The sequence below is a fragment of the Prescottella sp. GW823-FHT02E09 genome, assembly GCF_058797375.1.
In genome coordinates, this window is the sequence record NZ_JBXAJP010000002.1 from 98,853 (window position 1) to 111,873 (window position 13,021).

The 13,021-nt window shown below is 69.6% G+C and carries 15 protein-coding genes; 2 read left to right on the forward strand and 13 right to left on the reverse strand.

The window, feature by feature from the left end; all coding sequences use genetic code 11:
• Positions 1–100: 100 nt before the first annotated feature.
• The 6 genes from AC1RIF_RS04570 to AC1RIF_RS04595 form a co-directional block, all read right to left on the reverse strand.
• Positions 101–325 (reverse strand): MbtH family protein, encoded by a 225-nt coding sequence (locus AC1RIF_RS04570; RefSeq protein ID WP_492600203.1) that lies wholly within the window; start codon positions 323–325, stop codon positions 101–103.
• A gap of 158 nt (positions 326–483) precedes the next feature.
• The gene (locus tag AC1RIF_RS04575) at positions 484–2,610 is read right to left on the reverse strand and encodes an oxidoreductase (protein ID WP_492600204.1); all 2,127 of its coding nucleotides are present in this window, start codon (positions 2,608–2,610) and stop codon (positions 484–486) included.
• 78 nt (positions 2,611–2,688) lie between these two features.
• Entirely contained in the window at positions 2,689–3,471 is a 783-nt protein-coding gene (locus AC1RIF_RS04580) for a polyprenol monophosphomannose synthase (RefSeq protein ID WP_492600205.1), read from the reverse strand.
• Positions 3,398–5,134, reverse strand: a complete 1,737-nt coding sequence (lnt, locus tag AC1RIF_RS04585; RefSeq protein WP_492600206.1) for an apolipoprotein N-acyltransferase — start codon at positions 5,132–5,134, stop codon at positions 3,398–3,400. The genes AC1RIF_RS04580 and lnt overlap by 74 nt, the downstream gene beginning before the upstream one ends.
• Positions 5,124–6,731: an amidohydrolase gene (locus AC1RIF_RS04590; RefSeq protein ID WP_492600207.1), complete on the reverse strand. Its 1,608-nt coding sequence runs from the start codon at positions 6,729–6,731 to the stop codon at positions 5,124–5,126. The genes lnt and AC1RIF_RS04590 overlap by 11 nt, the downstream gene beginning before the upstream one ends.
• A gap of 18 nt (positions 6,732–6,749) precedes the next feature.
• Entirely contained in the window at positions 6,750–7,244 is a 495-nt protein-coding gene (locus AC1RIF_RS04595; RefSeq protein WP_492600208.1) for an FxsA family protein, read from the reverse strand.
• A 201-nt stretch (positions 7,245–7,445) separates the two neighbouring features.
• Between AC1RIF_RS04595 and AC1RIF_RS04600 the strand changes: the two genes are divergently transcribed.
• The gene (locus tag AC1RIF_RS04600; RefSeq protein WP_492600209.1) at positions 7,446–8,096 is read left to right on the forward strand and encodes a hypothetical protein; all 651 of its coding nucleotides are present in this window, start codon (positions 7,446–7,448) and stop codon (positions 8,094–8,096) included.
• A 72-nt stretch (positions 8,097–8,168) separates the two neighbouring features.
• Here AC1RIF_RS04600 and AC1RIF_RS04605 read toward each other — a convergent pair whose 3' ends face one another.
• The 6 genes from AC1RIF_RS04605 to AC1RIF_RS04630 form a co-directional block, all read right to left on the reverse strand.
• Positions 8,169–8,789: a hypothetical protein gene (locus tag AC1RIF_RS04605; protein ID WP_492600210.1), complete on the reverse strand. Its 621-nt coding sequence runs from the start codon at positions 8,787–8,789 to the stop codon at positions 8,169–8,171.
• A 64-nt stretch (positions 8,790–8,853) separates the two neighbouring features.
• A complete protein-coding gene (locus tag AC1RIF_RS04610) occupies positions 8,854–9,642 on the reverse strand; it encodes a VOC family protein (RefSeq protein WP_492600211.1) in 789 nt (262 codons plus the stop codon).
• Between the two features lie 61 nt (positions 9,643–9,703).
• Positions 9,704–10,114: a VOC family protein gene (locus AC1RIF_RS04615; RefSeq protein WP_492600212.1), complete on the reverse strand. Its 411-nt coding sequence runs from the start codon at positions 10,112–10,114 to the stop codon at positions 9,704–9,706.
• 20 nt (positions 10,115–10,134) lie between these two features.
• Entirely contained in the window at positions 10,135–10,569 is a 435-nt protein-coding gene (locus AC1RIF_RS04620) for a helix-turn-helix transcriptional regulator (protein WP_492600213.1), read from the reverse strand.
• Between the two features lie 65 nt (positions 10,570–10,634).
• Positions 10,635–11,180, reverse strand: a complete 546-nt coding sequence (locus AC1RIF_RS04625) for a hypothetical protein (RefSeq protein ID WP_492600214.1) — start codon at positions 11,178–11,180, stop codon at positions 10,635–10,637.
• 194 nt (positions 11,181–11,374) lie between these two features.
• Positions 11,375–12,046 carry a DNA alkylation repair protein gene (locus tag AC1RIF_RS04630; protein ID WP_492600215.1) on the reverse strand — a complete coding sequence of 224 codons (672 nt, stop codon included), beginning with the start codon at positions 12,044–12,046 and terminating at the stop codon, positions 11,375–11,377.
• 101 nt (positions 12,047–12,147) lie between these two features.
• On the opposite strand from AC1RIF_RS04630, the gene AC1RIF_RS04635 reads away from it, so the two are divergent.
• Positions 12,148–12,438 carry a hypothetical protein gene (locus AC1RIF_RS04635; protein ID WP_492600216.1) on the forward strand — a complete coding sequence of 97 codons (291 nt, stop codon included), beginning with the start codon at positions 12,148–12,150 and terminating at the stop codon, positions 12,436–12,438.
• A gap of 137 nt (positions 12,439–12,575) precedes the next feature.
• Here AC1RIF_RS04635 and AC1RIF_RS04640 read toward each other — a convergent pair whose 3' ends face one another.
• Positions 12,576–12,878, reverse strand: a complete 303-nt coding sequence (locus AC1RIF_RS04640; RefSeq protein WP_492600217.1) for a hypothetical protein — start codon at positions 12,876–12,878, stop codon at positions 12,576–12,578.
• Positions 12,879–13,021: the final 143 nt, after the last annotated feature.

Below are 13,021 nucleotides of genomic sequence, written 5' to 3' on the forward strand. Positions count from 1 at the left end.
ATGGCCTGGTAGATAGGCAAAAATGCCCCTTCGGTCCGATTCGTCCGTGCGCCCCTTTCGGGGGTCGGATCGAGGGGCTCGCAGGCACCCGTCGGGGCACCTAGTCGAGCGACGAATCATGCTCCCGCGCGGCGAGCAGAGTGCCCGGCCTCAGGTCGGTCCAGTTGGTGTCGATGTAGTCGACACAGGCGCGGCGGGTGTCCTTCCCGTGCGCTACGGCCCAGCCGACGGGAACGTCGGCGAACGCGGGCCAGAGCGAATGCTGGTTGTCCTCGTTCACCAGCACCAGGAACTTCGCATCGTGGTCGTCAAACGGGTTGGTCACCACTACACCTCTCGATCGTTTCGACGAAGAGTGATGCACACCATTATTTAGATCGAGCGACACACCGGGGCTGTTACACCATGCTAAGCCCAAAACGTGATAGCCCGCCCGCGCCGTGGGGCGCGGACGGGCCAGGGGCCGGACGGAGAGAATCCGGGTCAGATGGCGGCGGCGACCTTCCACGCCGAGTGCATCGCGCCCTCGATGTAGTCGACCGCGCCGGCGTCACCGACGACGTGCACGTCGACACCGGTGCGCGACAGTTCGTCGGCCAGCGGTGCTGCCGCCGAGACACCGGTCGCGACGATGACCATCGACGCCGGCACGGACAGGGTCTCCCCGCCCGCGGTGAACTCGACGGTCCTGCGGGTGATGCGCTTCAGGGTCGCGTTGCGGTGGATGTTGACCCCGACCTCGCGGGCATGCTTGACGGCCGTCCAGCGGCGCGGCATCGCCATCGGCACCCCGAGCTGGCCACCCTCCTCGATCAGCGTCACGCGGCTGCCCCGCTCGGCCATGAACTCGGCGAGCTCGAGACCGACGAGGGAGCCGCCGACGACAACGACGTTCCTGCTCATCGGAAGGAACTTGAGGAACTTGCGGCTCAGGTCGCGGATCTTGTCGGGACTCTTGGTGATGCCGGTGAGCGCGGCCAGTCGACCCATGACGCGGAGGAACGGCGACTGGTCGGACACGTCGCCGGACCCGGTCATCAGGGCGCGCATCGTGTCGCCGGTGTGGACGTGCGGCAGATTGCCGCCCGGCACGCTCGGACGTTCGCGGACCGCACCGGTCGCGACGACGACCGTGTCGGGTGCCAGTGCGCGGATCGCTTCGGCGGTGGCGGTGGTGTTCAGCCGGACGGTGACGCCCAGTCGCGTCACCTCGTGGGTGAGCCAGTCGAGCAGGCGTCCGTTGTCCGGTGTGGTCAGCGTGGAGAACCACATCGTGCCGCCGATCCGGTCGGTCTTCTCCAGCACGGTCACCCGATGCCCCCGCTCGGCCGCGACACGCGCGGATTCGAGCCCGCCCGGACCGGAGCCGACGACGACGACATGCTTGCGGGCCTCGACGGCCGGGAACGGCAGCAGGGTCTCGTTGCCGAGCGTCGGATTGACCGCACACAGCGGAGTGTCGTCCCAGAAGTTCTCCTGCACGCACACGTAACAGTTGATGCACGGGCGGACCTGCTGGGTCCGTCCGGCCTTCAGCTTGTTCACCAGTTCCGGGTCGGCCAGCAGCTGGCGGCCCATCGCGACGAAGTCGGTCCGGCCCTCGGAGATCATCTTCTCGCCGACCTCGGGAAGCATCCGGCCGACGGTGATGACCGGAATCGACACCGCGCGCTTCACGACCGCGGCGTTGTCGGTGTAGTAGCCGACCGTGTCGGGCAGTGGGCCGTCGGTGAAGTTCGCGAACGCGTTCAGCGCGGTACCGGTGACGTGAATCGCGTCCGCGCCGGCCTGCTCGAACATGGCGGCGGCACGAGCGGCCTCGTCGGGCGTCAGGCCGTCGGACTCGCCGTACTCCTGGCCGGCCAGACGCACTATCACGGCAAGGCCGTCACCGACCTCGTCCTTGACCGCGCGGATCACCTCGCACGACAACCGCGCCCGGTTCTCCAGCGATCCGCCGTATTCGTCGGTGCGCTGGTTCGAGTAGCGGCTCAGGAAGCCGCCGAGCACGTAGTTGTGGGCGGCGTGGATCTCGACGGCGTCGCCACCCGCAGCCTTCACGCGGCCCGCCGCCTCGGCGAACATCCGGACCAGCCACTCGAGGTCCTCGCGGGTGGCCTCGCGGTAGGTGGCCTTCTTGCCCTCCTGGATGGCGGCCATCTTCCCGAGCTCCGCGGGGGTGCAGTCGACCATGGCGCTCATGTCGCCGGGAGGCTTCGGAATGGACGCCACCAACTGCGGGCGGCCGTCGAGGGTGTCGATCCGGGCGACCTTGCCGTGGTGCGTCATCTGCACGCACAGTTTGCTGCCGGCCTCGTGGACCGCGTCGGCGAGAGCCTTGAGGCCGGGGATGAACCGGTCCTCGGACAGGCCCGGCTCCTTCCGGCTCGTACAGCCCGCCGGGTACGCGACGGCGCAGCAGCCCGTGATGATCATCCCGGTCCCGCCCTCGGCGCGGGCCGCGAAGTGGTCGATGTCGCCCTGGTGGATCTCGCCGTCCTCGCAGAGATTCATGTCCATCGCGGGAAGGACAACCCGATTGTCCAGCGTGATGGGCCCGATCTTGCCGGGAGCGAGCAGGTGCGGGAACGTCTGGTTTCGGATCGTCACCAGCAGAAGGTATTTCGCGACGGCAACCTCTTGTGGCGGCTTCCCGCTCAGCGGGACTCGGTGGACCGCCGCCCCGGGCTAGCGCCCGAGCAGCGCCTTCACCTGGCCGACGCGCTTGTCCAAACCCCACCGGGTGACCTTGAGCAGCGCCTCCCGGACGATGTTGCCGCTCATCTTCGACTCGCCGATCTCCCGCTCGGTGAACGTGATCGGCACCTCGGTGACGACGAACCCCTGGTTGATCGCCCGCCACGCGAGGTCGACCTGGAAGCAGTACCCGTGCGATTCGACGGCGGCCAGATCCAGCGCCTCGAGCACCTCGCGGCGGTAGGCACGGTAGCCGCCGGTGATGTCCTGGATCCGCACGCCGAGCGCGAGACGCGAGTAGATGTTGCCGCCCCGGGAGAGCCACTCGCGGTGCTTGGGCCAGTTCACGACCGTTCCGCCGGGCACGTATCGCGAGCCCAGCACCAGGTCGGCGCCGCCGTCGACCCGGTCGAGCAGCCGGTGCAGCTGCTCGGGCGCGTGACTGCCGTCGGCGTCCATCTCGACCAGCACGGTGTAGTCGCGGTCGAGACCCCACCGGAAGCCGGCGATGTAGGCGGCGCCGAGACCGTTCTTCTCGGTGCGGTGCATCACGTGGATGCGGCCCGCGTCGTCGGCTGCGGCCAGCTCGTCGGCGAGGACGCCGGTCCCGTCCGGGCTGCCGTCGTCGACGACGAGGACGTCCGTCGCGGGCCGCGCCGCGTGCAGCCGGCCGATGATCAGCGGCAGGTTCTCGCGCTCGTCATACGTCGGAACGACCACCAGGGTCCGTGCGCTCGGTCGCGTGTTGTCCCCGTTCGGCGTCCCCGCTGACATCGAGATCCTCCCTGCCGGCCGTGGCCGGTGCCTTCTGTGTGTCCTGTACGTCGCAGTCGGTCTGCGTGGTCCCGCCGGCCGGTCCGTCGCCCCGTCGGCTGCGCGCGGCAGCGAACACGAGGGCGACCGCGCCACCGAGACACAGGAGAACCTCCGGAATCGGTCCGAGCCGAGTAGCCAGCGTAGTACCGGTGCGCAGTGAGACCTCCGACACCAGGGCCGCGGGCACGAAGAGGTCCGACTCCTGCTCCACCGAACCGTCCGCCGCGATGATCGCGCTCACCCCGCTGGTCGCGGCGACCACCACGTCACGTCGGTGCTCGACGGCGCGAACCCGGGACATCGCCAGCTGTTGGTAGGTCATCTCGGTGTCGCCGAACGTGGCGTTGTTGGTCGGCACCGCGATCAGCTCCGCGCCGCTGCGCACCGATTCGGTGAGCGCCCGGTCGAACGCAACCTCGTAACAGGTCGCGACGCCGACGTCGATGCCGCCGGCGGTGACCATGCCGTTGCCCTGACCGGGGACGAAATTGCCGGCCTGATCGGCGTACGACGAGAACAGCCGGAAGAACTCCCGGTACGGCAGGTACTCGCCGAACGGCTGGATGATCCGCTTGTCGTGCCGCTCGCCGGGACCCCGCGTCCCGTCCCACACGATCACCGAATTGGTGGTGGTGCCGTCGGCGTTGACGAGTACCGCGCCGACGAGGATCGGTGCACCGACCGCCGCCGAGGCGGCGGTGATCCCCTCGGCGGCGTCCGTGTTGCGGAGCGGGTCAATGTCCGACGCGTTCTCCGGCCAGACCACCAGGTCTGGCTGCGGTGCGCGGCCGGCGGCCACGTCGTCGGCCAGTTCGAGGGTGCGACGGACGTGGTTGTCGAGGACCGCGCGGCGCTGCGCGTTGAACTCGAGGCCCAGCCTCGGCACACTGCCCTGGATCGCGGCCACAGTGATGGTGCGGTTCCCGTCGCTGTCCGCGTGGACGTACGGCACGGCCGCGAGGGCGACCGCCGATGCGGACACCGCCACCACGAGCGGTCCCGCGAGTACCCGCGGGCTGAGGTTCCGGGGGTTCCGGGGGTTCCGGGGGTTCCGGGTGGCGACCAACGCCAGCGCCGCGAGACCGGTGCCGGTGAGGGCGACCCCGAAGCTGAGCAGCGGCGCCCCGCCGAGCGCGGCCAGCGGCAGCAGCCAGCCGTCGGGCTGACCGAACGCGAGCTTGCCCCAGGGGAATCCGCCGAACGGAACCGACGAACGCAGCCACTCGGTGAGGCTCCACACCGCCGCGACCGACAGCGCGACGACCCACACGGGTCCGCGCATCCGGTGGACGAGGACGGTGCCGAGCCCGAACAGGCCGATGAACACCGACTCCGCCGCGGACAGTGCCAGCCACGGCAGCGGCCCCACGTACTCGCCGATCCACGGCAGCAGCGGCACCAGGAACCCCAGCCCGGCGAGGTAGCCGTACCCGAATCCGGCGCGCAGGGTGCGTCCCCCGCGTCCGTAGCCGGTGAGAACCGCCACCAGCAGGGCGATACCGATCGGGGCCAGGAACCACAGCGGGCGCGGCGGGAAACTCGCGAACAACAGCAGCCCGGACGCGACCGCGAGCACGCAGTCGCGCAGGGGCGCGGTCAGGGCGGTGCGGTCACGCGCCATGGACGGTGACCCCGCGGTGCACCGAACGCATGCACACCGGGGTGCGCGCGCCGTCCTCGAGGCGCGGCAGTGCCGGCACCCGCGAGCGTGGATCGGTCGACCAGCGCTGCACCGAGTCCTTCGGCGCGGAGACGACGAGTTCGTCGGCGTCCCACACCACGTACGACGCCGGCGCGCCCGGGGTGAGCGTGCCGGCCAGACCGTCGCGGACGCCGCCGGCCCGCCACGCGCCCCGCGTCGCGGCGGAGAACGCCGCGCGCGGCGACACCCCGCTGCCCGGCGTGCGGTGGTGGACCGCGGCGCGGAGCATCGCCCACGGGTCGACCGGGGTCACCGGGGCGTCCGAGCCGAACGCCAGCGACATCCCGGTCGAGGCGATGGGTGCGAACGGGTTCATCCGCAGCGCGCGCTCGGCGCCGAGTCGCTGCGCGTACATGCCGTCGGCACCGCCCCACAGCGCGTCGAACACCGGCTGCATGCTGGCGATCACACCCCACCCGCCGAGGAGGGCCGCCTGCTCGGGGGTGACCATCTCGAGGTGCTCGAGGCGGTGTCCGCGGGCCGCGAGCGCGGGCCCGCCCAGCTCGGCGGCGACGTTCTCGAACGCCGCGACCGCGGTCGCGACCGCGCCGTCCCCGATCACGTGGAAACCGGCCTGGATCCCGGCGAGCGTGCACGCGCGGATGTGCGCGGCCACCGCGTCGACGTCGAGATAGCTGTTGCCCCGCGGGTTCGTCGTGTGGGCGGGGCAGTCGGTGTAGGGCTCGAGCAGCGCGGCGGTGCGGGAGCCGAGCGCGCCGTCGATGAACAGGTCACCACCGAGCGCGTGTGCGCCGGTCCGGGCCAGCAGGTCGGCCGCGGCCTCGGGGGAAGCGACCGCCTCACCCCAGTAGCCGCGGACCTCGACGCCGTGCTCGAGCGCGAGCAGTTCCCGGAAGTCGTCGAGACCACCGACGTCGGGGCCGCCGCACTCGTGGACAGCGACGACGCCCTGCGCGGCGAAGTGGCCGAGCGCCGCGACGCGCGCGGCCGCCCGCTGCGGCGCGGTGAGCAGGGCCCGGGCCCGGGCACGGACCAGGTGGTGGGCGTCGCCGGTGACGGCGGCATCGGGTGTGTAGCCGGCCGCCGACGCGAGGTCGGGCACCGCGGCGCGCAGCGCGGTCGAACACAACGCGGAGTGCGCGTCGATCCGGGTGAGGTACACCGCCCGGCCCGGGGCGGCGGCGTCGAGCTCGGCGGTCGTCGGCGCGGCATCGGGCCACCGGCTGTCGTCCCAGCCGTGTCCCCAGATCACCGCGCCGTCGTGCTCGCGCGCGAATCCGCGCACCAGGTCGAGGCATTCGGCCTTGCTGCTGGCACCGCTGAGATCGAGGCCCGTCAACTGCAGGCCTAGGGCGGTGACGTGGACGTGGGTGTCGACGAAACCGGGGGTGACGAACGCGCCGTCGAGTTCGATCACCTCGGCGTCGGGATGCAGGGCGCGGCCCGGACGGTCCTCACCGATCCAGACGACGATGCCGTCGGTGACCGCCATCGCGGTCGCGTCGGGGGCGCTGGGACTGTAGATGCGGCCGTCGACCAAGAGTTGGGTGCTCACGGACGTCCAGTCTGCCTGTTACGGCAGCGCACGAGGTCCCTGGGTCGGGGTGTCGGGGTACACGTCCGGGTACACGTCGACGACCTCACCGTCGATCACCGTCCCCCCGCCGCGTCGTCCCTGCGCCCGGGACGCGAACTCGACACCGGCCAGCGTCACGTTGGCTCGCTTGCCCGCCAGCAGGACGGCCACCGGTCGTAGCGCCCACCGCGTGGGCGGCAGCAGCATCAGCAGGCCCAGGACGGACGTCACCAGGCCCGGCACGAACATCAGCACCGAACCGGCCGCGACCATCGCGCCGTCCGCGACCGCGCCCGTCGGCGAGGCCTCGCCGCGGGTGGCCCGGCGGAAGCCGTCCATCACCACGCGCCACTGCGACCTGACCAGCACCATGCCCACCGCGGATCCGGCGATCAGCAACAGCACCGTCCACAGGACGCCGATCATGCTGCCGACCCAGATGAGGACTCCGACCTCCACCAAGGCGTAGAGAAGGAACAGGGGCGCGATCATGGTGGATCCTCTCGGTGGGGCGCCCGCCGGGTGTGTGGCGGGATGTTCTGTCTGCTCAACGAGCGAGCGCACCGAAATGCTCCCACGCGCCGGGATTCGATCGCGTAACGGTCTAACCCTGAAGTTGACGTAGAGACTTCTCGCGTGGTCGAGTACCGGTACCGATCGGCTGGGAGGGCCGGTCCCCTGGGAGGAGTTCATATGTCTCGTCGCTTCGGCCGCAGCACCACTCGCCGATTGTTCACCCGCCTGTCCGTCGCCGTCGCGGGTGCGGCCGCCGGGGCCGTCGTGTTCTCGGGCGTCGCGACCGCCGCTCCGACGGCACCCGCTCCCCCGCCCCTGCAGGGCCTGCTCGAGCAGTTCACCAAGAACGCGCCCCAGGCGACCGATCTCCTCGGTGGACTGCTCGGCACCCCCGGTGTCACCGAGCTCATCGAAGGCGCGACCGGTCAGGAGGTCGGCGCCACCGCGGCGAAGGACTTCCTGTTCCCGGCGCCGACCTTCGGATGCGGGGTCGCCGGAAACCCGATGACGGTCACCGTCGCGAGCGCGCAGGCCGGACCGAACTTCCCGCTGCCGCCCTGGATCGAGCGCGGCAACCTGCGCTTCCAGGCGGTGCCCGCGCATCTCGCCGTCCCCAAGGAATCGGGGCTGCAGGTGGCGTGGTTCAACGTGACGACGATGCAGGGTGGAGTCGAGCCGCTCGACGACACGATCCTGAACGTGCCGACGCTGTCGAAGACGGTCGACACCGGTGAGGGCACCGTCCTCGCCGCGCTCTTCGGCCAGGTGACGTACGAGTCCGGCACCACCTGCACCGCCCTCGGCACGGTCGGCCAGTTCACGGCCTGACCCGCTCCGATCGTTCGTGAAGGAGTCCCGACGGTAACCGTCGGGACTCCTTCACGAACGCAGTCGCACACCTCACGAGACGCGGCCGGTGACGACCTCCTCGACCGTGTCGCATCGAATCGATCCGGCCGCCGCGGTCCAGACCGGATCACGATCGATACTGGTCGCCAGGCCGTTGATCGTGAAGGTCAGGGCCGTGCGGTCCTCGCTGAACGCCACCCGCAGGCCGTCGCCGGTGGTACCCGCAAGCCTGTAGTGCACGCCGTCCGGGCCGGAGAAGGCGATCGACACCGCGTTCGTCCGCTCGTCGCCGTCCCCCGATCCAATGTCCAGACTCGCCCGGATGGAGAAGTCCCGCCCTGGAGACTCACCGCCGCCGTCGTAGTCCGAGAAGTCGCTCGTGGTCACCTCGTAGCCCCAGCTGTCGCGGTCCTCGAGCGGGCTGCTGTAGTGCCGGCACGTGGTGACTCCGTTCTGCGGCAAGGACGCCCGGCCGGACCAGGACGCCCCGAGCTCGAGCCACGAGCCGTCGGACACTTCCACGTCCGGCAGGTGAAGGGCGCGACCGCCTTCGGCAGGGGCGAACCTGTCGGCGGCCGCAGACCCTTCCCCCGTGGTGGCACACCCGGCCAACGCCCCGATCATTGCGACCGCCGCCACCATCGACGCGCGCGAACTCGACTCCCCCGTCATGCCCGACACCCTAGCCGCGCATCCCCCGATCGAGATGAACTGCTTCGGAACCGGACACGCGCGGTCAGGCCGGTGCGGTGATGCTCCAGTGATAGCCGTCGGGGTCGGTGAAGCGGCCGCCGTAGTCGCCCCGGTCGGTCGTGGTTGCTGCGGCGACGACCCGGCCACCGGCGGAGTCCGCGGCGGCGAGCAGGGCGTCGACGTCGTCACGGGAGCCGGCGGTGTGGGTGAGCACGAGCGCGCCTCTGTCCCCTCGGTCGTCGACACCGACGTCCTTCGCGAGGGCCTTGCGTGGCAGCAGACCCAACCGGCACGCGCCGCCGGCGATGGTGAAGTCGACGAACTTGTCCCCGTAGTCGCGGTCGGCAGACATGCCCAGCGCCTCGTAGAACATCTTGGACGCCTTCGGTTTCGCGACGCCGAGGAAGACCGCGGTCTCGATCGGTTTCGGCGGGTCGGGGACGACGTCGGTGTCCTTCTTCGATGCGGCGGCCAGCTTCCACACGGTGCCGTCGGGCGCCCGATAGACCGCGGCGAACTCGCCGAACAGTGCTTTCCTCGCCGGTTTGACGACCGTGGCACCGCGCGCAGTGGCGGCGTCGAGCAGGGCCCTGACCTCGGCGGGCCGATCGACGATGGCGGACAGGACGTAGCCCCGGAAACCGGAGATCACCGGGGTCGTACCGGACTCGGCGGCGACCTCGTGCAGGGCGAGCTGTCCGGTGCCGTGCAGGTCCAGGCGGGCGGTGTGACCGTCGCCGATGAACGGGGACGAGAAGGCGGACGCGTAGAAGGCTTGTGCGGCGTCCACCTGCGGTGCACCGATAGTGATGATGTCGAGAGAGAGCGCCATCGGGTGTCTCCTTGGTGTTGTCTGGGCTCGGTCGACGTGAGGCCGGATCCGTACGGTCCGCTCAGGTGAGTTGGTTGACGCGGATGAGGTTGCCGGCCGGATCGCGGAACGCGCAGTCACGGACGCCGTAGTCCTGGTCGATGGGTTCCTGGACCACATCTGCGCCGGCCGCCTGGAGGCGGTCGAAGAGCCCGTCGAGGTCGTCGGTGGCGAGGGTGACGGCGGTGTATGCGCCCTTGGCGATGAGCTCCAGAATCGTGCGGCGCTCCTCGTCGGTGACGCCCGGATCGGCGGCGGGCGGGTGCAGCACGATGGACGTGCCGGGCTGGCCGACCGGCCCGACGGTGATCCAGCGCATGTCTTCGTAGCCGACGTCCTTGCGGACCTCGAAGCCCAGGATGTCGCGATAGAAGCCCAGTGCGGCCTCGGCGTCGGTGTGCGGGAGGAAGGCGTAGTGAATGGTGATGTTCATGTCCACCACGCTAGGCAGACCTACCGGTCGCGCGCTTCTCGATTCCTGACCGGTCTGGTCACCTGCTTGGCCAGACACGGCGGGATCCCCGCCCCGGCTTGGGAATGGTCGCGCCGGTAGACGCTCGGCGGCACGCCGACCAACTCCGTGAATCTGGTGCTGAAGGTGCCCAGCGACGACGAGCCCACCGCGAAGCACACCTCGGTGACACTGAGGTCTCCGCGGCGCAGCAGCGTCATCGCCCGCTCGATCCGCCGGGTCATCAGATACGAGTACGGGGACTCACCGTAGACGCGGCGGAACTCCCGACTGAGGTGTCCGACGGACATGTGTGCCCCGCGAGCCAACGCCTCGACGTTCAGTGGCTCGGCGTACTCACGGTCGATCCGGTCGCGGACGCGGCGCATCGCGACGATGTCGCGCAACCGTTGCGCCTCGCTACGTCCAGATCCCATACGCAGCATCGTTCCATGACGCGACGGCGCTCGCTCAGCTTCGTCGCCCGCGCGCATCCACCCCGCTACGGCCGTCCGGGCACCACGGAGATCGTCCCCTGACAGATGGCGTTCTGCGGGTTGATGAACCGCCATCCCGCACCGGTCTCGACGGTGATGGTGAACGACACCGTTCCGGTTCCCGTCCAGGTGCGGTTGATCGGGATCCCGGGCTTCTGCTGCCAGGCCGTCTCCTCGCTGACACTGCGGCCGGAGGCTCCCGTCGTGGTGTTGTGCCAGTCGACCGACACCCGCGTGCCGTACCAGTTCGGGCCGAAGCTGGGCAGTAGACCGGCGGGCGGCGCGGGTAGTTCGTTGCCGCCGCTGAGCAGGATCGACGGCTCCAGCGCGGTGCCGCCGGGGCGGAGCGACTCGCCCGACGAGGCGTGAACGGTCCAGGTGAACGCCGGCGCCCAGAAGAGCGGATTCGCGCTCCCGCAGGTCATGGTCGTCGACGTCGGCGGCATGGGCTGGGCGTTCGCGACCGCGCCTCCGCCGGCCGCCACCGCAGTGCCCAGTCCGACTGCGGTAAGTGCCGCGGCGCCGCCGCGACGAATCAACTGCTTGCTCATGATCACTCCCCCTGGATCCGAGACCGCGGGAACCGAGACGTCGCCGCGCTCTGGAGATATCGCGACCTGACACGATTCGTTACCTCACCTACGGCCTGAACTGTGGTCACACAACCACATTCGGGGCCGTACGGCTCAGTTCACGGTCCCGGATTGCGGGCACCGTGACCGACCGGCGCGCGGTCACGGTGCAACTACTTCTCGCCCTGTCGGCGCACCATCTCGGCAATCCAGGCGGGCGCGAACGGAGATGTGCAGTTCGGGGGTGTCGGGTAGTCCTCGAGCACCCGCAGACGCTCGCCGATGTCGATGGCGCGGGCGCGGAACTCGGCGTGCTCGATCCCGATCTGGGCCAGGCAGTGGTTCATCGCCCACTGCAGGCGGTCCGGGGCGTCCTTCATCTCCGCCTCGATGACGTCGAGCAGTCCGGCGAGGTCCAGACCCTCCGGCTTCTTCGCCACCCGTTCGGTCGTCAGCGCCCAGCCTGCACTCGCGACCACGGGATCCGGGTCGACAACCCAGGTCAGGCGCAGCTCTTCGGAGTGCGGGTTCTTCTTCACGACGTAGTTCACGATCCAGTCGTGCACCTTCGGGGTACGCGCCTCGCGCAGCATGACGTCCAACTCGTCACGCTCGAACGTCTTCGGGCGGCAGATCAGGATCGCCAACAGCATCGCCGCGGTGTCGTCGGTCCCCCAGAGCTCGCGTGCGAGTTCCTGCTGTGTCTTCAGGCGTTTCGCGACCGCGCGCAGTTTGCCCAGATTCACACCGTGATCGTCACCGTGTCTCTCGTTCACCGCGCGGATCTTCGGGTCCTCGAGCGCGGCCAGCTCGGCCAGCACCTCGTCCACCGTCGTCTCTGCCACCTCGGCCTCCTGTCCGTCACGGTCCAGGTTCAACCTACGACGGAAGTCGGTTGCCCGGGCCGGCGACCGTCTACGTCAGATTGAGCGCGCGGTCGGGGGTCTTGGGGATATACCATCGGGCGCCGAATTACTGGGCACAGCCCGAGAACAGGAACGAGTTCGACACCAAGCTCATCGCGAACCTCGAATGGATCGGCGTCCTGATCACCCTCATCATCCTCACGGTCACGTGCCTGGCCGGCATCACCGCCACCGGAGTACACCTCCCATTCTGGATCAGGCCCACCGTAACCATGGTCCCGATACTCGCGCTGCTCGTATACGCCGGAAACATCGCCAACTCAGGCCGCTACAGCCCACCCCCGCGAACACCCCACAACCCGCAACCATGACCACCCCGATCGACCCACCCACAACCCGCCGGCCCCCAGTGCTGGCCCCAGACGGGACATGCCATCAGTCCAGCTCACGCCATGAAAAGCCCTCACACCCGCCGTCGATGTGAGGGCCAGCCACACGCACGATCAGCTCACTCGACGCGTCCCCGCCTGAACGCCAGCACCGCCACCGCCGCAAGAGCGACACCAAGCACAACCAACATCAGCGCCGCCCAATCCACTACCACCTCCGAATACGACAACGACTCACCGATCACCCCCGACGTGCACCGTGCCACCGGCAAAAACAACACCCGACGAACCTCGAAATACCCTCCCGGAACAAACGACGGCTCACTGCCCGAACACAGCATCTGCGGCGACGACACCACAAACGCCAACGCCCACAACACCGCCCCCACCAACACACCAACACCAGCCCGCACCCACCGCACACAGCCACACTACGGCCCCACCCACACCGAGATATGCCATCACCCCAGTTCACGGCGCCTTTCCAGAAACAGGAGAACCGAGAGCATGCCGCCGATAGGTTGACTGCAACACGAGTCCGCCGACGAAGGGGAGGGTCAGCACG

Coding starts and splice junctions, on each gene's coding strand:
- AC1RIF_RS04580 (WP_492600205.1), bottom strand. CDS start 3,471: ATGTCAGCGGGGACGCCGAACGGGGACAACACGCGACCGAGCGCACGG.
- lnt (WP_492600206.1), bottom strand. CDS start 5,134: ATGGCGCGTGACCGCACCGCCCTGACCGCGCCCCTGCGCGACTGCGTG.
- AC1RIF_RS04595 (WP_492600208.1), bottom strand. CDS start 7,244: ATGATCGCGCCCCTGTTCCTTCTCTACGCCTTGGTGGAGGTCGGAGTC.
- AC1RIF_RS04600 (WP_492600209.1), top strand. CDS start 7,446: ATGTCTCGTCGCTTCGGCCGCAGCACCACTCGCCGATTGTTCACCCGC.
- AC1RIF_RS04605 (WP_492600210.1), bottom strand. CDS start 8,789: ATGACGGGGGAGTCGAGTTCGCGCGCGTCGATGGTGGCGGCGGTCGCA.
- AC1RIF_RS04610 (WP_492600211.1), bottom strand. CDS start 9,642: ATGGCGCTCTCTCTCGACATCATCACTATCGGTGCACCGCAGGTGGAC.
- AC1RIF_RS04615 (WP_492600212.1), bottom strand. CDS start 10,114: ATGAACATCACCATTCACTACGCCTTCCTCCCGCACACCGACGCCGAG.
- AC1RIF_RS04620 (WP_492600213.1), bottom strand. CDS start 10,569: ATGGGATCTGGACGTAGCGAGGCGCAACGGTTGCGCGACATCGTCGCG.
- AC1RIF_RS04625 (WP_492600214.1), bottom strand. CDS start 11,180: ATGAGCAAGCAGTTGATTCGTCGCGGCGGCGCCGCGGCACTTACCGCA.